The following is a 20,590-nucleotide window of genomic DNA, read 5'->3' as shown; positions in this document are numbered from 1 at the left end:
GGGCTTACTCCCCTTCTGGTGCATTTACGCTATCGCGCACGCTATCGCGCCGGGGCGAGCTTCCCAGTACGACAGCGACAGTTGTGCCGCTCGGGTGGCGTGGCCTGATCTCTAGCCGGCCACGGATACGTTCCGCCCTCTCAGCCATGATCGCAAGACCGTACCTCCCGTCCGGCCGCTGGTCAGCGATGCCCTGACCGTCATCCGACACTTCAATTTGGGCGTACGGGGGATCGACGGCACAGGTGACCCAGAGGTTGGACGCGCCCGCGTGCTTGCGCGCGTTGGTGATCGCCTCCTGGGCGATGCGGAGCAACTCGGCCTCGGTGGCGGCCGGCAGCCGGGCGGTCGACTCGTCCAGGGTGTAGTGCACGCGCAGCCCCGCGGAGGCGCCGACCTGCCGCGCGTACTCGGAGATCGCGGCCGCCAGACCGCCCTGCCGGTCGACCTCGCTGCGCAGCTCGAAGAGGCTGAGCCGCAGCTCAGTGATGACGCGGGTGACCTCGCCACGCAGCGAGCGGAGCTCTTCGCCGCTCTCCTTGGCGTCTTCCGGGAGGAGCGCGAGGGCGTTGTCGATGCCGTAGCCGACCATCACCAACTCCTGCGCCACGCCGTCGTGGATCTCCCGCGCGAGGCGCTGCCGCTCCTCGTTGGTGGCGAGCGAACGGACCTCGTCGAAGAGCAGCGCGGCCTCCAGGCGGAGCGCCGCGGGGCCCGTCACGGCGGTCACCCTATCTACGACCGAAGAGGGGTACGCGCTGGTGATATCTGCCTCGAGAGTCACTAATCCGACAGTGCGGACGCCAGCCACAAGGGGCACCACGAGGGCCGAAACGTCGCCTTTGCGGTGCGACCGCGCCTGCGACCGGTGAGCGGTCTGCGGCTGCTGGCTCGCCCACGCGTCGGCGATCGCCGAGTCCGCGTCGAGCGTCGTCTCCCAGTCGACCCGGTCGACACCGGTCTGTGCGAGCACCACCAGGCGCCCGCCCCCGCTCGCGGTCAGCACGGCCGCCCGGTCGGCGCGGGTGATCGTGCGCAGCTCGTCGAGCAGGTGCTCGGCGATGCCGCCCGGGTCGAGCGTGGCGCCGGGCAGCTGGCGGGCGACGCTGCGCAGCTGGGTGAGCAGGCGGGTCGCCTCGGCGTACGGCTGCGGCGGCCGGCTCTCCCCGCGCGCCTGGAGCACCCGCTGGAGCGTGCCGGCGGCGGTGATGCCCACCGCGGCGAGGATGAGCCACTGCGCGGAGGCCAGCAGGTAGCCGGCGTCGGTGATCAGGCGCTCGCCGTTGGCCTCGGTGACCACGCCGCCGAAGGCCAGCGTCGCCGCCGCCACACCGAGCAGTGCGAGGGCCTCGCGGGTGCGGCGGTAGAGGGTGGCGACGGTCAGCGGGACCGCAAGGTACGGCAGCATCGCCTCGGCGCCCAGCCCGGAGCCGAGCATCCCCTGGTTTTGCGCCTCGGCGGCCACCTTGCCGGCGGCCAGCCCCACGATGATCACCTCGGCGAAGCGGCCGAGCGGCCCGAGTACCACATGGCGGGGGGCGAGCACGCCCGGAATCGCCGCGACGGCCAGCAGCCCGATCCACCGCAGCTGCGGTACCTCGTGCGTGGTGATCAGCGTAAGCACCGCGACGAGCGCGAGCACGACGAGCCGGGCCGCCACCGCCAGCGGATGTGGCTTCGGCTGCCCGTGCGGGCGCGTGCGCGGCCGGGCCGCGGTGGGGGACGGGAGCAACTCAGCCTCCGTAGATCGCGGCGATCTCGTCGGCGTACGTCTTGTGCACCACACCCCGCTTGACCTTCAGCGACGGGGTGAGCTCACCGGTGGCTTCTGCGAAGTCGCGCGGGAGGATGCGGAACACCTTGATCGCCTCGGCGTGCGAGACCGCCTTGTTGGCCTCGTCGACCGCCGCCTGGATCTCGGCGCGCAGCTTTTCGTCCTCGCGGTGGTCGGCGACCGTGTCGGTCTCCGGGTAGCCCGCCGTGGCGAGCCACTTCGGCCAGGCCTCCTCGTCGATCGTGACGAGCGCGGCGATGAACGGCTGCCGGTCGCCGACCACCACCGTCTGGCTGACCAGCGGGTGCGCCCGCAGCCGGTCTTCGAGCAGCGCCGGGGCGACGTTCTTGCCGCCGGCGGTCACGATGATCTCCTTCTTGCGGCCGGTGATCGCGAGGTAGCCGTCGCCGTCGAGCTCGCCCAGGTCGCCGCTGTGGAACCAGCCGTCGGCGTCGAGCACCTCGGCCGTGGCGTCCTCGTTGTTCCAGTACCGCTCGAAGACGATGTCGCCCTTGATGAGGATCTCGCCGTCGTCGGCGATGCGGATGGTCACACCGGGCAGCGGGCGGCCGACCGTGCCGATGCGGATCGCCTTCTCGAGGTTGACGGCGACGGCGGGTGAGGTCTCGGTCAGCCCGTACCCCTCGTAGACCGTCACCCCGACGCCGCGGAAGAAGTGCGCGAGCCTCGCGCCCAGCGGCGCTCCTCCGGAGATCGCGTCGGCGCACTGGCCGCCGAGGGCCGCGCGGAGCTTGCCGTACACGAGGCGGTCGAAGAGCGCGTGCTGGAGCTTGAGGCCGAGTCCTGGCCCGCCGGGCTTGTCCTTGGCCTCGCTGTACGCGATCGCGACCGCCTCGGCCCGGTCGAAGATCTTGCCCTTGCCGTCGCCGTGTGCCCGCTGCTTGGCGGTGTTGTAGACCTTCTCGAAGACGCGCGGCACCGAGAGCACAAACGTCGGCCGGAACGACTGGAGGTCGGCCGCCAGGTTTTTCACGTCCGCGGTGTGCCCCATCCGGGCGCGCGCGGTGACCACGCCGACCTGGATCAGCCGGGCGAACGAGTGTGCCAGCGGCAGGAAGAGCAGTGTCGAGGCCTCCGGGCGGAAGAGGTGGTGCAGCCCCGGGATGGCGTTTTCGATGTCGGAGTAGATATTGCGGTGGGTGAGCACGCAGCCCTTGGGGCGACCGGTGGTGCCACTGGTGTAGATGATGGTGGCCACGTCGGCAGCGCTGACCGCGGCGCGGCGCCGGTCGACCTCGGCGGGGTCGACGGCCGCGCCCCGCTCGGTCAGCGCCTCCAGGTCGCCGGTCTCGATCTGCCACACCTTGTCGAGCGCGGGCACCTCCTCGCGCACGCCCGCCACGGCCAGGGCGTGGGCGTTGGTCTCCACGAAGCACGCGGTGGCGCCCGAGTCGGAGAGGATCCAGGCCACCTGCTCGGCGCTGGAGGTCTCGTAGATCGGCACCGTCACGCCGCCGGCGGACCAGATCGCGTAGTCGATGAGCGTCCACTCGTATCGGGTCTTGCTCATCAGGGCCACCCGGTCGCCCGGCTCGACGCCCGCCGCGACGAGGCCCCGGGCCAAGGCCACCACTTCGTCCCGGAACTGGGCGCAGGTGACGTCGACCCACCCGCCGGACGTGTGCCGGGAGAACTGCACCGTGTCCGGGGCGGTCTCGGCGTTGTCCCACACGGGGTCGGTCAGGTTGGCGGTGTCGCCGATGGTCACCACCGGCGGTACGGCGAACTCGCGCACGGCACTCCTCACGGAAAACTATCCGCAACCTACCCGGGAACAGGGCCTCTCCGCTCGCACGGGGTAACCTCCCGGGCATGGCGGACTCCTCCACCCAGTCGATCGTCGTCGCCGCGCCCCCCGAGCGGGTCGCGGAGGTCATCTGCGACTTCGCCCGCTACCCCGAGTGGACCGACGCGATGAAGAAGGTCGAGGTCCTCGAGGAGTACGAGGACGGCTACGCGAGCCAGGTGCGCTTCACCCTCGACGCCGGTGTGATCGCGGACGAGTACACACTCGCATACGAGTACGCCGAGGACATCTCCCGGATCGAGTGGCATCTCGTCGAGCCGTCCAAGATGCAGAAGACCCAGAACGGGTCGTACGACATCGCCGACAACGGCGACGGCACGACCACCGTCACCTACACCTTGGAGGTGGAGCTGTCGGTGGGCATGCTGGGAATGTTCCGCCGCAAGGCCGAGAAAATGATCATGGATACCGCGCTGAAGCAGCTCAAGCGCCGGGCCGAGGGAGCCTCCTCATGAACCCGACCGATCCCATCTCCGCCCGCGAGGAGGCCGAGCGCCTGGTGGCCACCGTGCTGGCCACGGTCTCGTCCGGGTCCCTCTTCGGCGCGCCCGCCGGCCCGGTCTCGACCGGCTCCGCCGAGTGTTGCGTGTGCCCGCTGTGCCGGGTGATCGCCGCGATGCGCGACCCCAACCCCCAGTTCGCGGAGCGGGTGGCGACCGGGGCGGGTGACTTCGCGGCGGGGGTGGCGAGCCTGCTGCGGTCCCTGTCCACGCCTGCCGAGCGTGACGAAGCCGCCACGCCGGATTCCGGTACGCGAGACGATGGGGAGGATGTCTGGCGGGCCGCCACGCGGGCCAGTCATGATCCAGCGTCGGAGTAAGGATTTCAGAGGGGACATCGGCGTGACGCTGACCATCGGTGTTGACGTCGGCGGCACGAAGGTGGCCGCCGGAGTCGTCGATCCGGCCGGTGCCGTGCTGGCGCACACGCGTCGCGACACGCCCGCGGAAGACGTGGCCAAGACCCGCGACGTGATCATCGAGGCGGTCACCGAGCTGGCGGCGGGGCGCGAGATCGAGGCGGTCGGCATCGGCGCCGCCGGCTGGATCGACGCCACCCGCTCCAACGTGCTCTTCGCCCCCAACATCGCGTGGCGCGACGAGCCGCTCCGCGAGTACGTCACGGCCGCCACCGGGCTACCGGTCATCGTCGAAAACGACGCCAACGCCGCCGCCTGGGCCGAGTTCCGCTTCGGCGCGGCCCGGCAGGCCGAAGACTCGATGGTCATGTTCACGATCGGCACCGGCGTGGGCGGCGCGCTCGTGCTCGGCGGTGACCTGGTCCGCGGCACCCACGGCATCGCGGCCGAGCTGGGCCACGTGCTCTCGGTGCCCGAGGGCCACCTGTGCGGGTGCGGCCGCCACGGCTGCCTGGAGCAGTACGCGAGCGGCAACGCGCTGGTCCGCTTCGCCCGCGCCGGCGCCCGCCAGGATCCGGGCAACGCCGCCGCCCTCCTGGAGCTCGCCGAGGGCGACGCGGAGGCGATCGCCGGCCCGATGGTCACCGCGGCGGCGATGGACGGAGATCCGGTGTCGCGGCAGGCGTTCGCGCAGATCGGCCACTGGCTGGGCATCGCGCTCGCCGACATGGTGCAGATCCTGGACCCGCAGATGCTCGTGGTGGGTGGCGGTGTCGTGGAGGCGGGCGACCTCCTGCTCGGCCCCACCCGTCGGTCCTATGTGGACTCCCTGGCGCAGCGCAACAGGGCGGCGGTGGCCGAGCTGAGGGCCGCCGAGATGGGCAACACGGCCGGCGTGGTCGGTGCGGGAGACCTCGCCCGCCGGCGTTAGGTTTCGGTCCGTGAGTGAGCGGGCGCGGACGGGCCTCGCCCACGACGGTGGTGAGCGAGCGACCAGGAGACGCTGTGGATCTGCGGGTGCTGACGTACAACGTGCACAGCCAGAAGGACGACCAGGACGCGCTCGCCGCGGTGGTCAAGGACATCGCGCCGGACGTGCTGATCGTCCAGGAGGGACCGCGCCGGTTCCGCTGGCGTAGCAAGGGCGCGGCGCTGGCCCGGTCGTTCGGCATGCTCGTCGCCTCGGGCGGGCTGCCGTCGCTGGGCAACCTCGTGCTGACGAGCCTCCGGGTGCGCGTGCACGACGCGTGGTCCATCCGCCTGCCGCACACGGCGGGGCGGCACATGCGGGGCGCGGCGTTCGCGGAGTGCTCGGTGGGTCCGGCGCGATTTGTGATCGCCGGCTCACACCTGTCCAAGTATGCGGACGAGCGTCCGGCGCAGGCCTCCGCGGTCCGGGCCGAGATGTCCAAAGTAGACCTGCCGGTGATCCTCGGCGTTGATTTGAACGAGTCGACTTCTGGTGAGGCATGGCGGATCCTGGCGGAGGGGATGACGGATGCGGCGGGCGACCTCCAGCGGCCCACGTTCTCCTGTGCCAACCCGCGCGAGCGCATCGACGCTCTCTTCGTGGATCCGCGCGTGACGGTGCTCGGATACGACGTCGTCGACACCCCCGAGGCGCTCCGCGCCAGCGACCACTTCCCCGTGGTGGCTCACCTCTCGTTCACGTGAATCCCTTGGGGGGAGCTGTTTTCACGGCATTCCGGCGGACACTAACCATAGAGATATATACATCCATCTATGGAGTGTCGTCGTGTCCCCCTCGTTCCGCGCCGTCCTCAGCCCGGCCCACGCGGCCCCGCCGCCATCCGTCCGTGCCTACGCCGACTTCTACCGCGACCCCGCATCCCGACTAGCGCTGCTGGTGACCGCGCTGACGATGTGTTACGTCGGCGGCCTGGCCATGTTCTGGTTTCACGCGATCTACCTCGACGAAGGCGGGCCCGCGATCAGCTGGGTGGTGCACTGGCTGCTCGACTCGTCGTTCGCCTTCGTGGCGCTCACGCCCGCGCTGGCGCTCATCATGCCGTTCGCGGTGTGGGTCGCCCGAGCGGTGGCACCGGCGTCCAGACACGTGATCCCCTGGCTGTACGCGACCGTGGCCGGCACGGCCTTCGCCCTGGTGACCACGCCCGGCCCGATCGCACACGACATGATCGTCGGCCGCGGCACCTGGGTCGCCGACCGGGTCACCCAGGCATTGGGCGACCCGTCGTCCCCGCTGCCACCGGCCGCCGACTACCCGCCGTTGGCCGCGATGGCGCAGCAGCTGGGCGCGGGCGTCCCGCTGTACATCGCCCTGATGGCCGTGACCGTCATCCTCCTGCGCAACCTCCTCCGTCCCGCCCCGGCGCGTGGCGGCGGAAACACCAGTGAGGGATAAGAGCGTGGCATAAACGCTGAAACACTCCTCCCGGGGGTGGACAAAGGGTGCGGCCAGTCGAGAGGATTTCGCAGCCGCGATTTTAGGAGACACTCGGTGACCACCTCCACCGATCATGACAGCGCGACCCTTTGGCGTGACGGACGCCCGGTTTACGACCGGGGCGAGACAGTCTGCGTCGTGGGCGCCGGGCCGAGCGGGCTCGTCGCCGTCAAAAACCTGAGAGAGCACGGGTTCGGCGTCGACTGCTACGAGCGCGAGACCGGTGTCGGCGGGGGGTGGAATTGGCGCCACGACCGCAGTCCGGTCTACGGCAGCGCCCATCTGATCTCGTCCAAACCCTTCACGCAGTACCCCGACTTTCCGATGCCGGACGACTGGCCCGACTACCCGCACCACAGCCAGGTGCTGTCCTACCTGGAGCGCTACGCGGACCACTTCGACCTGCGCCCGCACATCTGGTTCGGCACCGAGGTGGTCAAGGTGGAGCCGGCCGACGGCATGCGGTGGGATGTGACCACGCGCAGCACCGGTGGCTACGGCGCGGAGCGCACCCACCGCTACGCCGCCGTCGTCGTCGCCAACGGTCACAACTGGTCGCCCAGCCTCCCGGCCTACGAGGGGCTCGACGACTTCAAGGGCCGGGTCATCCACTCGTCGGCGTACAAGGATCCGGCCGAGCTGCGCGGCAAGCGGGTGCTGGTGATCGGCGGTGGCAATACGGGATGCGACATCGCGGTCGAGGCGGCGCAGCAGGCGTCCCGCTGCTGGCACTCGACGCGTCGCGGCTACTGGTACGCGCCGAAGTACGTCCTCGGCCGCCCCGCCGACCAGTTTCACGACGCGGTGCTGCGGCTGCGCCTCCCGCTGCGCCTGCGGCAGTGGCTGCTCCAGCGCACGCTCCGGCTGACGGTGGGCGACCCGCGGCGCTTCGGCATGCGGCGGCCCGACCACAAGGTCTTCGAGACCCACCCGATCGTCAATAGTCAGCTGATCTACCAGGTGGGCCACGGCGGCATCGTGCCGGTGCCCGACATCGCCCGCTTCCGGCAGTACAGCGTCGAGCTGGCCGACGGCACCGAGGTGGAGCCCGACCTGGTGGTCGCGGCGACCGGATACCGGCCGCGCTTCGAGTTCCTGGCCCCGGAGGCACTGGCCGCCACGGCGGAGGGGCGGCCGCGGCTGCACCTGCACGCGTTCTCGCGGCGCCACCCCACGCTGGCGGTCGCCGGGCTGCTGGAGTCCGACTCGGGCATCCTGCCGCTCGTTCACTGGCAGACCGTGGCGATCGCGCGCTGGCTGCGCCTGCGCGAGGCCGCGCCCCAGCGGGCCGGCGAGTTCTGGGCCGGCGCGGTGGCCAAGCAGCCCGACCGCCGCTGGACCCGCGCGAAGGTGCGGGACACGCCGCGCCACTGGTTCGAGGTGAGCCACGTCGACTACCTGCGGGCGCTCCAGAAGATGATCGACAGCCTGGCGGGAGCGCGCGCATGAGGCTCATCCGCTTCGAAGACTGGGCCAAGCCGATCGCGCCCGTGCGGCGAGAGGTGCTCAGCGCCACCCCGGAGCTCGACGAGGGCAAGCCGCCGGTCCTGTTCGTGCCGGGCTTCGGCCACGGCGCGTGGGCGTTCGCCGAGTTCTGGCTCGAGCACGCCGCCGGCCGCGGCTTCCCCGCACACGCGGTCAGCCCGCGGGGCCACGGCGGCAGCGGCGACACACCGAGGGCCACCCTCCGGGCGTACACGCATGACGTCGTCCAGGCCGCGGCGGCCCTGCCACGGCAGGCGGTGCTGGTGGGGCAGGGTGCCGGCGCCCTGGTGGTGCAGCGCGCGCTGGCGCGCTACCCGGCGCGGGCCGCGGTGCTCGCGGCGCCGGTGCTGGGCGGTTGGGCGACGTTCGGCGCGGCGCTGCGAAGAAACCCCGCGGGCACGCTTCCGGCGATCTTCGGGGGCCGGCTCCGGCTGAGCCGCCGCCAGCTCTTCAGCCGCGAGGTGCCAGACACGGTGGCCCGCGGATACACCGACCGGCTCGGCCGCGCCTCCGCCCGCGCGCAGTGGCAGCTGCTGCTCCACCGCGCACCCGAGCCCCCGGTCGGCGACCCGCCTGTGCTGGTGGTGGGCAGCCCCGACGACCGCGTGGTGCCCGCGTCGGCACTGACCCGCGCGGCCCGGCGCTACGGCGGCGCACCCCTGCTGTTCCCCGGCATGGGCCACGACCTGATGCTCGACGCCCGCTGGCGCGAGCCGATCGACGCCATCCTCGACTGGCTGGAAAAGGGCGGTTCCTAAAAGGATTTGAGCTACCGCGACGTCCGTCGTGGTCCAGACCGCTGCTCCCGCGGCCTCACCCTGCGCGCTTGGTCACGCTCACTTCCTCTTCGGATGGTCCGGAGGCTTGAAAGGGGTGACCGCGACCAACGGCAGATGGGTGAGGCCGCGGGAGCGACGGACGGCGACCACGACGGACATCGCGGTAGCCCAGATAAAGGTCAAGAAGCTCCTAGGCGGGCCACGAGCGAGCCGGTGTGGTCCAACGCCGTCAGGTAGGTGCGGGCCCACGCCTGGATGTCGTGGCCGCGCAGGTGTTCACGCATCGCGCCCATCCGGGCGCTCACGTCGCTGGCCGCGGCCTCCTTCGCGTGCATGAGCGTCAGCTTCAGGCCGTCGAGGTCGTGCGGGTTGACCAGATACGCCTGCGTCAGCTCGGCCGCCGCCCCGGCGAACTCGCTCAGCACCAGCGCGCCGGTGTTGTCGACGCGGGCGGCGACGTACTCCTTGGCCACGAGGTTCATGCCGTCGCGGAGCGGGGTGACGACCATGATGTCGGCGGCCCGGTAGAGCGCGGCCAGCTCGGCCCGGTCGAACGGCTGGTTGAGGTAGTGGATCGCCGGCTCGCCGACGCGCCCGAACTCGCCGTTGATGCGGCCGACCTTGTGCTCGACCCGGTCGCGGAGCACCTGGTATCGCTCGACCCGTTCGCGGCTGGGCACGACGACCTGCACCATCACCGTGTCGCGGACCTTGATGTGGCCGTCGGCGATCAGCTCGCTGTATGCCTTGAGCCGGTGCTCGATGCCCTTGGTGTAGTCCATGCGGTCGACGCTGAGGATCATGTGCTGCGGCTCGCCGAGGTCGGCGCGGAACTGCTTCGCCCGCGCGACAACGTCGGGGCGGGCGGCCAGCTGCTCCATCTCCGCCATGTCGATCGAGACCGGGAACGCGCCGATGCGCACCACCCGGTCTTCGACCGCGATACGGCGGTCGGTGGCCGGCACGTTGAGCACCTTGGCGCAGAGCTGGGCGAAGTTGTGCGCGGCCTGGGCCCGCTGGAAGCCGACCAGGTCGGCGCCGAGCATGCCGAGCAGCAGCTCGGCCCGGCGGGGGAGCTGCATGAACAGCTCCGGCGGCGGAAACGGCACGTGCAGGAAGAAGCCGATCAGCAGGTCGGGGCGGAGCTCGCGGAGCATGCCGGGCACCAGCTGGAGGTGGTAATCCTGCACCCAGACGACCGCGCCGGGCTCGGCGACCTCCGCGGCCGCCTCGGCGAAGCGCTGGTTGACCCGCTGGTACGACTCCCACCAGCGGCGGTGGTAGACGGGCTGCTCGACCGCGTCGTGGTATAGCGGCCAGAGGGTGGCGTTGGCGAAGCCTTCGTAGTGGTCGCGCACGTCCTCGGCGGTGAGGGCCACCGTGTGCATGCGCACCCCGTCGACGTCGGGCAGGCTGGGTGCCTCGCCGGTGCCACCGGCCCAGCCGATCCATGTCGCGGGTGTGTGGTGGAGGATCGGGTGTAGGGCGCTGACCAGGCCGCCTGGGCTACGTCGCCACTCACAGGCGCCATCGGGCGCGACCGTGTCGTCGACGGGCAGGCGGTTGGCCACCACCACGAGGGAAGTCTGCCGCATTCGGCACCTCGTTTCGGCGGACGGTGATCGGAAGAGGGCATCGAAAACCGTGCGCCTTGGTCGGGGGAATTGGCGTGTTAGGAGTATTCCTACTGACGCGAAGTTACACAAGCGTTACGTAGCGGATACGCCGGCAGACGAATTTATCGTGCTCGACGCGTCAGACGACCGCTCCGTCGTCGGGGTCGTCGTCTTCCTCGTCGCCGGAGCGCAGGCGCCAGATCAGCGTGACGAAGCCGGCGAGGATCGCGGTGAACCCGATCAGCGTCGTGATGCCGCGGTCGGTCGGGAGCAGCTCGGGGAAGAGGAAGAGCGCGAACCCGCCAATGATCGCGAGAACGCCGAGGACCGCGAACTTCGAGATGCGGGGGAAGGGCGGCGGCGGAGGCGGGGTGTATCCCTCCTCGTCGTCTTCGTCGTCGGGCAGGTCGGCGCCGAACGTGTCGAGACCGTCCAGAAGGGACGGCTCCTCGTGGCGGCGGCCGAGTGTCACCCCGCTGACCCGGGTGGCGTCGGTGAGCGGCTTGTCGGGGTCGCCCCGGCGCGCCTCTTCGGCGGGGGGCCACGGCGGCGTCGGCTCGGCCGCCTCGTCGTGGAAGCCGGCCACGATCCGCTGCCACTCCGCGTCGACGTCGACGTCGATCTCGCGCGGCTCGGGCTGCGGCGGCTCGGCCAGCTTGGCCAAGTGGTCGCGGGCGACCTCGAGGTGGGCGCGGTCGACGTAGAGGCGGTCGGTGGGTCGCGGCGGGATGGTGGTCGTGCGGGTCACGGGGTTGAGATCGGCGGAGGGCTGGAGGTAGGCCGCGATGCCTCCCGCGGCCAGCACGTCGAGGAGGTGCTCGCCGACCCGGGGGTCGACATCGCCGGCCACGGCGTACTCGGTCGCGTCGAGCCCATTGTCCCGCCGCCCCCGCCGGGCACCACCCGCTGACACCGCACACACTCCTCGCTGGCGCTCGTGGCGCCCGGTCGGCTCGGCTCGACGACCCGCACGCGGGTGTGCGGGCCGTGCACTGAATCGTGACACGGCGAGGACTGGTTCGGGGAGTGCGTTGTGGCGCGGCGTACCCGCTTCGTAGGCTCATCCCGACGGCTCCGTGCGCGGAGCTCTGCGGGAAGGACGCCTGTGCTGTACTGGTTGCTCAAGTACATCCTGCTGGGGCCATGGCTCAGGTTGATCTGGCGGCCGCGGGTGGAGGGTCGCGACAACGTGCCCAGCACCGGGCCGGCCATCATCGCTAGTAACCACCTGTCGTTCTCCGACTCGATCTTCATGCCGCTGATGGTCAAGCGGAAAGTCACCTTTGTCGCCAAAGCCGAGTATTTCACCGGCAAGGGGATCAAGGGCTGGCTCGTGAAGATGTTCTTCGTCGGCACCGGCACCATCCCGGTCGACCGCTCCGGCGGGCGCGCCGCCCAGGCCGCGCTCGACACCCAGCTGCGCGTGCTGCGCGAGGGCAAGCTGGCCGGCATCTACCCGGAGGGCACCCGCTCGCCCGACGGCCGGCTCTACCGCGGCAAGACCGGCGTGGCGCGGCTGGCGCTGGAGAGCGGCGCCCCGGTCATCCCGGTGGTGATGCTCAACGCCGACGAGATCCAGCCCCCCGGCAAGATCATCCCCAAGATCCAGCGCGTGCAGATCCGCTTCGGCCGCCCGCTCGACTTCAGCCGGTACGCGGGCATGGCCGGCGACCGCTTCGTCGAGCGCGCGATCACCGACGAGATCATGTACGAGCTGATGGAGCTGTCCGGCCGCGAGTACGTCGACATCTACGCCCAGAAGATCAAGACCCAGCAGGCCAAGGCCGCCACGCCCCCCACCGACACCGGCGCCGAGCCCCCGCCCGCCCCGGTGGCCGCCTGACCGAGATCGCTGAGCACAGCGATTTTGAGCCACCGCTATGGCCGTCGTGGTCCGGATCCAATGCCACTCACCGAAAGTCGACAATGGTCTGGTCCGCTGCTCCCGCGGTGCGGTGGTGTTTGTCCACTATGCCTGTTACCGAACAGGCGCGGCGAGATCGAAAACAGGGCTTCGTCGCCCTGAGTAACCGCCGTCGCCGTGCGCGCGGCCCAAGATTCGAGATCTTGGAGAGTTAAGGTGCCATATCAACCCTAACTGTCCTGGATCTCGAAGTTTCTTGCCTGAGCCTGCTGACGCTGCGTCACAGACGGTGGCTGGTGAGGCCGGTCGGGCAGGTCACGGTCACACCTCTCCAGCCTTCCCCATCAGGAGGGGGTGCCCTTAACCCATCGTGCGGTTCGCAGCTGCTCCTCGCATGATCGTTAGCCCGATTGGGGCGTGGTTTCGGTGTCACAGCCATCCCGATGGTCCGGAGGCTTGAAAGGGGTAACCGCGACCAAGAAACCAGGGTGAGGCCGCGGGAGCAACGGCATGGACCACGACGGGCATCGCGGTAGCCCAAAAATCCGGGCGAGCGCGTCCCTCAGGAGGCGAGGATCGGGGTGTAGTTGGTGTCGGGGGTGGCGCCGTGGGCCAGGCGCACCAGGCCCGGCGCCTGGTTGCGGTGGGCGAAGGCGCGCACCTCTTGCAGCGCGGCGTCCGCGGCCGTGTGGTCACCCGACCGGCGCAGCTCGCCCGCACCGAGCGCCAGCGCCAGCACCCGGTCGGTGGCGTCCGGGATGCCGGCGTAGATCTCGGCCGCCGCCAGGAGGCCCGCCGCGCCACCCGGTGAGATCGTGTGCAGCGCGGCCTCCACCCATGGGGTGCGGTGCGGGACATCGGCGAGCGCCTCGCGCAGTAGGGCCGCCGCGTCGGGGCCGGTGAGAGCGGCCGCGTTCGCGGCGGCGGCCACCCATTCGCCGCTGGCCAAAGCGGGCACCGGGCGCCACGCGGCCACCAGCTCGTCGAGCAGTGCGGCGGCCTCGCGCCGGCGGCCGCCCAGGGCACGGCAGAGAGCGCCGAGGCCGAGCGCGGTCCAGTACGGCCGATGGAAGCCGCTGCCCCGGGCCGTGTCGAGTGCCTCGTCGACGTCGTCGGTGTGTGGCTCGCTCCGGAGGATGCGGAGCACGGAGCGGACGCCGCGTACCTGCATGTCCCACTGGCCGGTGGGCGTGTGCAGGAACGCGTCCGCCGCCGCCAGCAGCGCGGGGAAGTCGCCGGCGAAGTACGCCCGCATCGCTTCGCCCGAGTAGCCCGTCGCGAGCACGCCCGGGTCGGTGCCGCCGCCGAGCAGCGTGTCCGAACCGACCCAGTCGCCCTCCTCGCGTACCGCCCAGGCGAGGTTTTGCACGGCGCGGGGGAGGGCGAGCAGCCGGCGTTCGCGGCAGAATGCGGTGACCTCGTGCAGCTCGTCGAGCCCGGCCCGTTCGCCGGCCTGGTAGCGGGCGGCGGCGATGGTGATGCGCGCGTTGGCGGCGACCTCCACCGCGCCGAGGCGTGACGCCATCTCGGCCGCCGCGGTCGCCGCCTGCACCGCCGGCTCTCGCTCGTAGTTGAGCATGTGGAGGCGGCCCAGCTCGGCGTACGCGTCGGCCTTCTGCGCGCTGTCCGGCAGGGCGTCGAAAAGCTCGACGGCCCGGTCGAGGCTGGCGAGCGCGGCCGGCCGGTCGGCGCGTACCCAGGCCGCCTGGCCGAGCAGCGTCCAGGCGCGGGCCGCGCCGGCGTGGTCGCCGCCGGCGAAGAGGCGCTCGGCGAGCGAGGTCAGCGACGGGACGTCGAGCGAGCCGCCCCGGTGGAAGGCGATCTCGGCGGCCAGCAGCTCCAGCTCGAGCCCGGGGATGCCGGGCAGCGCCAGGGCCCGCTCGGCGTGCGCGGCCGCCGCGTCGAGCGCGTGCAGTGCGTAGGCGCGCCGGGCCGCGCGGTGCAGGGCCTCGCGGGCGGCCGCGGCGTAGCGTTCGGCGCGTACGCCCAGCCGCCCGGCGACGTCGTGCGCCGCCCACCGGTGGTGGGCCAGGACCTCGGCGAGATCCGTGTCCCGGGTACGGGAGAGCGCGTCGAGCCAGTCGGCGGTGCGCTCGTGGCGGGCGACCCGCTCGGTGCGGGGGATGCGGCGGTAGCAGACGTCGCGGACGAGCACGTGGCGAAAGCGGTACTCGGCCTGGCCGGCGATCGCGGACACGGTCCGCTCGTGCACGAAGTCGCGCTGCTCCAGCCGGCGCAGGCAGCGCTCCACCCACTCGGCCGGGCGGCTGAGCGCGGCGGCGACCGCACCGGGCCAGAACGACGTGCCCACCACCGAAGCGGCCAGCAGGACCTGACGGTCGTCGCTGTCGAGCAGGTCGATGCGGTTGGCGATCACGCCGTGGACGCTGTCGGGCATGGGCAGCTCGCGTTCGGCGTCGAGCGACCACCCGCGCCCGGACTGCCGCAGCGCGCCCTGCTCGATCAGCATGCGGACGTACTCGTGGGCGTAGAGCGGGTTGCCGTCGGCGACCTCGACGAGCGGGCCGAGCATGTCGGCGGAGACCGGCCCGCGGCCGAACAGGTGCGTGTACAGGGCGGCGATCCCGGCGCCGGGCAGCGGCGGGAGCATGATCGCGAGTGAGCTTGTGCCGGCCCATCCGGGTGCCCGGTCGAGCAGCTCGGGCCGGGCGGTGCAGAGCACCATCAGCGACACGTCGCGGGCCGAGGCGGCGAGCAGCTCCAGGAAGCGGAGCATCGTCTCGCCGGCCCAGTGAAGGTCTTCGAAGACGAGCACGGTGGGGCGGCGGGCGGCGAGCGCGACGAGAAACCGCCGCCACGCCGACTCGGCCTCCTCGGCCGGCATGCGGCTGCTGTCGAGCCCCACGAGCGGGCGCAGCGCGTCGACGAGCCGCCCCGCCTCGGCCGCCGGCACAAGGTCGGCGACGGCGCGCGAGAGGCGCTGGGCGGCGGCGGGCGCGGTGTCGGTGTCGAGGATGCCGGTCTCCGCCTTGACGATGTCGGCCAGCGCCGCGAACGCCACGTCGTCGCCGAACGGTGGGCAGTGCCCCACGTGCCAGGTCACCGCGCCGACCGGGGGAGTGGCCGCGTGCAGCTCGCGTACCAGGCGGGATTTTCCGATGCCCGCGTGACCGAAGAGGGTGACCAGCTGCGGCGCGCGGTCGCGCAGCGCGCGGTGGAGGGCGTTGTCGAGCAGCCGCAGCTCGTGCTCGCGGCCGATCATCGGGGTGGCATCGGGCGCCCGGTCGGCGCGCGCCGCGCGCAGTGGTGCCTCCGCCAGCCACACCTCGGTCGGCGCCGAGCGGCCGCGCAGCGTCACCGCGGGCCGGGCGGCGTACCGGATCCGGGCGCGGGTCAGCGCGTAGGTGGTGCCGCACACCAGCACCCCGCCGGGCGGTGCGACGGCCTGCATGCGGGAGGCGGTGTTGACCACGTCGCCGGCCACGATCGCCTGCCCGCCGTCACGGGCGGCGGCCACGTCGACGAGCGCCTCACCGGTCGCGACGCCGACCCGGAAGCGCAGGTCGCCGGCGAACCCGGCCAGCACCCGCTGGAGCTCCAGCCCGGCCCGCACGCACCGCAGCGCGTCGCTCTCGGTGGCCACCGGCGCGCCGAAGATGGCCATGACCGCGTCGCCGATGTACTTCTCGACGACCCCGCCGTACTGCCCCACGACGCGGCGGGTGGCCGAGAAGAAGCCGGTCTGCATGCCGCGGACGAGCTCGGGGTCGCTGCTCTCCACATAGGGCGTGAAGTCGATCAGGTCGACGAACAGCACGCTGATCCGCCGCCGGTCCTCCTGCGGCGCGGTGGCCTGCACCGGCCCGATGGCCGCCCCGCACCCGGTGCAGTACGCCGCACCGGCCGCGACCGGCCGCGCGCAGCGCGGGCACGCCGGACTGAGCTCGGCGCCGCACCCTGCGCAGAAGCGGTCAGCGGCGGCGGCTGGCCGGGCGCACCGAGGGCATGGGGCGGTGATGCCGTCCTCCAGAAAGGTAGGGGCGTGGTCGAGCCCTTACCAGACCGAGTATCGCCGCGCCCAGCCGACGCCGGAAGGTGGCAGTCGGCCGAATCACCCGGCCTACCGATCCGCCATGCCCGCTCGGCGGCGCAGGGCCGCCACGTCGGTGACCACGATCCGGCGTCCTTCGGTGCGCAGCCAGCCGCGGCTGGCGAACGATCCGATGGCCTGGTTGACGCTCTGGCGGGAGCCGCCGGCCATCTCGGCGAGCTGGCTCTGGTTGAGCTCGATGGTGATCATCGGGGCCTGGCTCTCGCCGGCCAGCCGGACGAGGGTCTTGGCGACCCGGCCGGGCAGGTCGAGGAAGACGTGGTCGGCGTTTTGCTCGGTGAGGCGGCGGATCAGTGCGCCGAGCGAACGCATGACGGCGTCGAGGATGCGCGGATTGTTGTGCACCAGCTCCATGAACGCCTGGCGGGACAGGGCGAGTGCGGTGCAGTCTTCGATCGCCTCCGCCGAGGCCGACCGGGTGGATGCGTCCAGAAGGGACACTTCGCCGATGACGTCGGGCGGACGGACCACGGAGAGGACGGCGCGCTCGCCGGTGGGCGAGGTGCGGAAGACGGCGACGGCGCCGCGTTTGAGGATGATCAGCGAGTCACCGGGGTCGCTCTCGACGAAGAGAAGCTGACCCTTGCGGTAGGTACGCGGCACCGCCGCGTTGATGACCCGCTGTCTTGCCTCGGGCTCGAGACCCGCGAACATCTCGACGCCTGTCAGTGCGTCGCCAGGATCTGGCAGGCGACCTTCCACGGTCCAACCCCTCCCCGGTAAGGACCACATTCCCGTTTCGCCCACCATCGCGGCAGAAACAGGTCGAACACACAACAATCACCGCCAGTGGCGGACCTGTCAACACCAGATGCTGTCGCGCGTGTCGCGTGCTGTACAGTCCCGCGATCACATCGGTGACAGTCAGAGTCTCAGGATACGTGCAGGCTAGAGCACAGATCCGTCGCAGGTGGGGGAACTTACGGGGGCCGCGGCGGGTCAGGCGGCGGGGATGAGGAGTCGGTCGGGTTAAAGCGAGGGGGCCTGCTTTAACCCGGCCGGCTCGCATTAACACCCGATCGGGGCACAGGGCATGATGACCCCCGATGGTGTACCGCTATTTCTACGACTGCGAGTTCATCGAGGACGGCCAGGTGGTCGACCTCGTCTCGATCGGTGTCGTCGACGAGTACGGCCGCGAGTTCTACGCGATCTCGACCGAGTTCGACGACTCCAAGGCGGTGCCTTGGGTGCGCCGCAACGTGCTCGACCGACTCCCCTCGCCGGGCGACCCCGCCTGGCGCTCGCGCGAGCGCATCCGCGACGACCTCTACGCGTTTCTGCTGGAGCCGATCAAGGGGCGCCAGCACGAGCGGATGGAGCTGTGGGCCTGGTACGCGGCCTACGACCACGTGGCCCTCGCGCAGCTCTGGGGTCCGATGCCGGCGCTGCCGCGGGAGATACCCCGGTTTACGAAGGATCTCCGGCAGCGCTGGGACGACCGTGGCCGGCCGCCGCTGCCGGAGGCCGAAGCGGACCGCCACGACGCGTTGGTGGACGCCCGCCACAACTTGGCGCGCTGGCGGGCGATGGGTTAGCCCGGCCATCTTGAGTTCAGACAGGGCGACTACAGTGCGCGTTTGACGGCTCCGCCCCGGGCCGGCAACGACGCCGACGGGCCATTTCTTTCACATTTTCCCCAGGAGGACTGAGGACATCATGCGTATCGGCGTGCTCACCGGCGGCGGTGACTGCCCAGGTCTCAACGCGGTGATCCGAGCGGTGGTGCGTAAGGGCGTCGCCACCTACGGGCACGAGTTCGTGGGCTTCCGGGACGGCTGGCGGGGTCCCCTGGAGGGCGTGACCAAGCCGCTGGGTATCGCGGAGGTGCGAGGCATCCTGCCGCGCGGCGGCACCATTCTCGGCTCCTCCCGCACCAACCCGTTCAAGATCGACGGTGGCGTGGAGAAGATCAAGGAAAACCTCGCCTCCCTCGGCGTCGACGCGCTCGTCGCCATCGGCGGTGAGGACACGCTCGGCGTCGCCACCCGCCTCGACGAGCTGGGCGTCAGGGTCGTCGGCGTGCCCAAGACCATCGACAACGACCTCAACGCGACCGACTACACGTTCGGCTTCGACACCGCGGTCAACATCGCGATGGAGGCGATCGACCGCCTGCACACCACGGCGGAGAGCCACCACCGCACGCTGGTCGTCGAGGTGATGGGCCGCCACGCCGGCTGGATCGCCCTGCACGCCGGCATCGCCGGTGGCGCCAACGTGATCCTGCTGCCCGAGCGCCAGTTCGACGTCGACCAGGTCGCCCAGTACGTCGAGAAGCGCTTCCAGCACCAGTACGCGCCGATCGTGGTCGTCGCCGAGGGCGCCCAGCCGCTCGACGGCCAGATGGTGCTGCACAACCAGGAGCTCGACTCGTTCGGGCACGTGCGGCTGGGCGGCATCGGCCAGTGGCTGGCCGAGCAGCTCGAGGCGAAGACCGGCAAGGAGGCCCGCACGGTCGTGCTGGGCCACATCCAGCGCGGCGGCACCCCGACCGCCTTCGACCGCGTGCTCTCCACCCGCTTCGGCCTCCAGGCGATCGACGCGGTGCACGAGGGCGACTTCGGCAAGATGATGGCCTTGCGCGGCACCGACATCGTCCGCGTGCCGCTCAAGGACGGCACCGGCGAGCTCAAGACGGTCCCGATCGAGCGCTACACCGAAGCGGAAGTCTTCTTCGGCAGCTGAGCCTCAGGGTCCAGGGCGTGTCCGCGATCGTGCGGATACGCCCTGGACCGTTCAAAGCCACGATTTGAGCTACCGCGACGTCCGTCGTGGTCCAGACCGCTGCGCGGGGCCCCCGGGGAAACGTGGAGCGCAGCGGAGCGTTTTCTTGGGGTGCATTTCCCGCGGCCCAACCCATCCGCCGCTGGTCCCCCCAACCCCAGCGGCTGCGCCGAGCCCCACCCCGACGTCTGTCGACGCAGCGTGAGCGGGGTGTGGTGGCGACTTCGCGATCTAGGCGCCTCACGGTTGTTATGGCCGCCCCTCGACGTTCGGAGTTTGAGACCGCGTGCGGCGCAGAGCTTTCCGGTGTCTCCCCAGCTCAGAGGCCCCGCGCCGGGGCCAGCCGGGGCTTTGTCGCCGCGAGTAACCGCCGTGACGGTGTGAGCGGCACAAGATTCGAGATCTTGGAGAGTAGGGCGTCATATCAACCCTAACCGTCCTAGATCTCAAAGCACCCGATCCCGGCCGGTGACCCCGTGTAACCGATAGCCCGATGGCCGGAGCGGACCCTTGCCCGCGGGAGCATACGGTCCACCGCTGACACGGACCCGGGAAAGATCCGCCTGCAAGTAGTCGGCTGAAAACGGTCATTACCCCACACGGCCGGCCCCGCCCCTTGCCGCAGCTAGCTGGCGTAGCCCGAGCCGTGCCGTATGCCGTCGTCCACCCGCACGGGGAGCGGACCAGCGCCGGGGCCGCCACGACACGCGCGGGGTGAGGATCAGACGGAAGGCTGGCGGTCCCGGCGCTGGTCTGCTCGGCTTTGCCTGGACGACGGCATACGGCACGGCTCCCACCGCAACCACCCACCAAGAAGAGTGAACAAGCCGGGGACGGCCCGGCCGGAGCCCGAGGCCCCGCCGGAGGCGCAGTAACCGCAACCACAAGCGAAGCCGAAACCGCAGAGCAAGGAACAACCGGCTCGAACTCGCGAAAGGCGAGGCGCCCAAACTCCCAAGATCGCCGCCACCGTCGCAGCGGGGCCGCGCCGACCCCATATCCGTTGGTCCGGAGCGCTCCCGCCGGAGGCAAAGCGCAACCAACAGCGGACGAGTGAGGCCGCGGGAGCAACGGAGAGCGACCACGACGGACAGAGATGATGTTTGTGAGCACCTCCCGTCGGGGGTCTGACCCTACGACGGACTGACTTCGGGTCTT

15 protein-coding genes and 1 pseudogene are annotated in these 20,590 nt (G+C 71.1%); 10 read left to right on the top strand and 6 right to left on the bottom strand.

Features of this window, described 5'->3' with window-relative positions; genetic code table 11:
* Window positions 1–4: 4 nt before the first annotated feature.
* Together AC5L36_RS31915 and AC5L36_RS31910 are read right to left on the bottom strand one after the other, a co-directional pair.
* On the bottom strand, window positions 5–1,660 hold the full coding sequence (locus tag AC5L36_RS31915) for a sensor histidine kinase (RefSeq protein WP_441222641.1): 1,656 nt from the start codon (window positions 1,658–1,660) through the stop codon (window positions 5–7).
* A 73-nt stretch (window positions 1,661–1,733) separates the two neighbouring features.
* Entirely contained in the window at window positions 1,734–3,530 is a 1,797-nt protein-coding gene (locus AC5L36_RS31910) for an AMP-dependent synthetase/ligase (protein ID WP_441222482.1), read from the bottom strand.
* Window positions 3,531–3,607: 77 nt separating this feature from the next.
* On the opposite strand from AC5L36_RS31910, the gene AC5L36_RS31905 reads away from it, so the two are divergent.
* The 7 genes and pseudogenes from AC5L36_RS31905 to AC5L36_RS31875 all read left to right on the top strand — a co-directional run bounded on the left by AC5L36_RS31905 (window position 3,608) and on the right by AC5L36_RS31875 (window position 9,132).
* Window positions 3,608–4,057, top strand: a complete 450-nt coding sequence (locus AC5L36_RS31905) for an SRPBCC family protein (RefSeq protein ID WP_441222481.1) — start codon at window positions 3,608–3,610, stop codon at window positions 4,055–4,057.
* A pseudogene (locus tag AC5L36_RS31900) lies at window positions 4,054–4,416 on the top strand (hypothetical protein); the annotation flags it as partial. The gene AC5L36_RS31905 and the pseudogene AC5L36_RS31900, both read left to right, overlap by 4 nt.
* Window positions 4,417–4,444: 28 nt before the next feature.
* A complete protein-coding gene (locus AC5L36_RS31895; protein ID WP_441222480.1) occupies window positions 4,445–5,392 on the top strand; it encodes an ROK family glucokinase in 948 nt (315 codons plus the stop codon).
* A gap of 74 nt (window positions 5,393–5,466) precedes the next feature.
* Window positions 5,467–6,135: an endonuclease/exonuclease/phosphatase family protein gene (locus tag AC5L36_RS31890; protein WP_441222479.1), complete on the top strand. Its 669-nt coding sequence runs from the start codon at window positions 5,467–5,469 to the stop codon at window positions 6,133–6,135.
* An 82-nt stretch (window positions 6,136–6,217) separates the two neighbouring features.
* Entirely contained in the window at window positions 6,218–6,847 is a 630-nt protein-coding gene (locus AC5L36_RS31885) for a hypothetical protein (protein ID WP_441222478.1), read from the top strand.
* A gap of 96 nt (window positions 6,848–6,943) precedes the next feature.
* Window positions 6,944–8,338: a flavin-containing monooxygenase gene (locus tag AC5L36_RS31880; protein WP_441222477.1), complete on the top strand. Its 1,395-nt coding sequence runs from the start codon at window positions 6,944–6,946 to the stop codon at window positions 8,336–8,338.
* Window positions 8,335–9,132, top strand: coding sequence for an alpha/beta hydrolase (locus AC5L36_RS31875; RefSeq protein ID WP_441222476.1), 798 nt, complete (start codon window positions 8,335–8,337; stop codon window positions 9,130–9,132). Before AC5L36_RS31880 ends, AC5L36_RS31875 begins: the two co-directional genes overlap by 4 nt.
* 200 nt (window positions 9,133–9,332) lie before the next feature.
* On the opposite strand, the gene AC5L36_RS31870 is transcribed toward AC5L36_RS31875, so the two are convergent.
* Both AC5L36_RS31870 and AC5L36_RS31865 read right to left on the bottom strand, forming a co-directional pair.
* Window positions 9,333–10,748, bottom strand: a complete 1,416-nt coding sequence (locus AC5L36_RS31870; RefSeq protein WP_441222475.1) for an alpha,alpha-trehalose-phosphate synthase (UDP-forming) — start codon at window positions 10,746–10,748, stop codon at window positions 9,333–9,335.
* A 160-nt stretch (window positions 10,749–10,908) separates the two neighbouring features.
* Window positions 10,909–11,682 (bottom strand): DUF308 domain-containing protein, encoded by a 774-nt coding sequence (locus AC5L36_RS31865; protein ID WP_441222474.1) that lies wholly within the window; start codon window positions 11,680–11,682, stop codon window positions 10,909–10,911.
* A gap of 192 nt (window positions 11,683–11,874) precedes the next feature.
* Between AC5L36_RS31865 and AC5L36_RS31860 the strand changes: the two genes are divergently transcribed.
* Complete coding sequence (locus AC5L36_RS31860) at window positions 11,875–12,612, top strand: lysophospholipid acyltransferase family protein (RefSeq protein WP_441222473.1); 738 nt, start codon at window positions 11,875–11,877, stop codon at window positions 12,610–12,612.
* 583 nt (window positions 12,613–13,195) lie between these two features.
* Here AC5L36_RS31860 and AC5L36_RS31855 read toward each other — a convergent pair.
* Together AC5L36_RS31855 and AC5L36_RS31850 are read right to left on the bottom strand one after the other, a co-directional pair.
* Window positions 13,196–16,612, bottom strand: a complete 3,417-nt coding sequence (locus AC5L36_RS31855; protein ID WP_441222640.1) for an ATP-binding protein — start codon at window positions 16,610–16,612, stop codon at window positions 13,196–13,198.
* Window positions 16,613–16,714: 102 nt separating this feature from the next.
* A complete protein-coding gene (locus tag AC5L36_RS31850; protein WP_441222472.1) occupies window positions 16,715–17,407 on the bottom strand; it encodes a Crp/Fnr family transcriptional regulator in 693 nt (230 codons plus the stop codon).
* Between the two features lie 344 nt (window positions 17,408–17,751).
* Between AC5L36_RS31850 and AC5L36_RS31845 the strand changes: the two genes are divergently transcribed.
* Together AC5L36_RS31845 and AC5L36_RS31840 are read left to right on the top strand one after the other, a co-directional pair.
* Window positions 17,752–18,243, top strand: a complete 492-nt coding sequence (locus AC5L36_RS31845; protein ID WP_441222471.1) for a polyadenylate-specific 3'-exoribonuclease AS — start codon at window positions 17,752–17,754, stop codon at window positions 18,241–18,243.
* Between the two features lie 121 nt (window positions 18,244–18,364).
* On the top strand, window positions 18,365–19,393 hold the full coding sequence (locus AC5L36_RS31840; RefSeq protein ID WP_441222470.1) for a 6-phosphofructokinase: 1,029 nt from the start codon (window positions 18,365–18,367) through the stop codon (window positions 19,391–19,393).
* Window positions 19,394–20,590: the final 1,197 nt, after the last annotated feature.

This window comes from Phytohabitans sp. LZ39 (assembly GCF_059359075.1).
The sequence above is the reverse complement of the archived record's forward strand: the minus strand, read 5'-3'. Positions and strand labels throughout refer to the sequence as shown.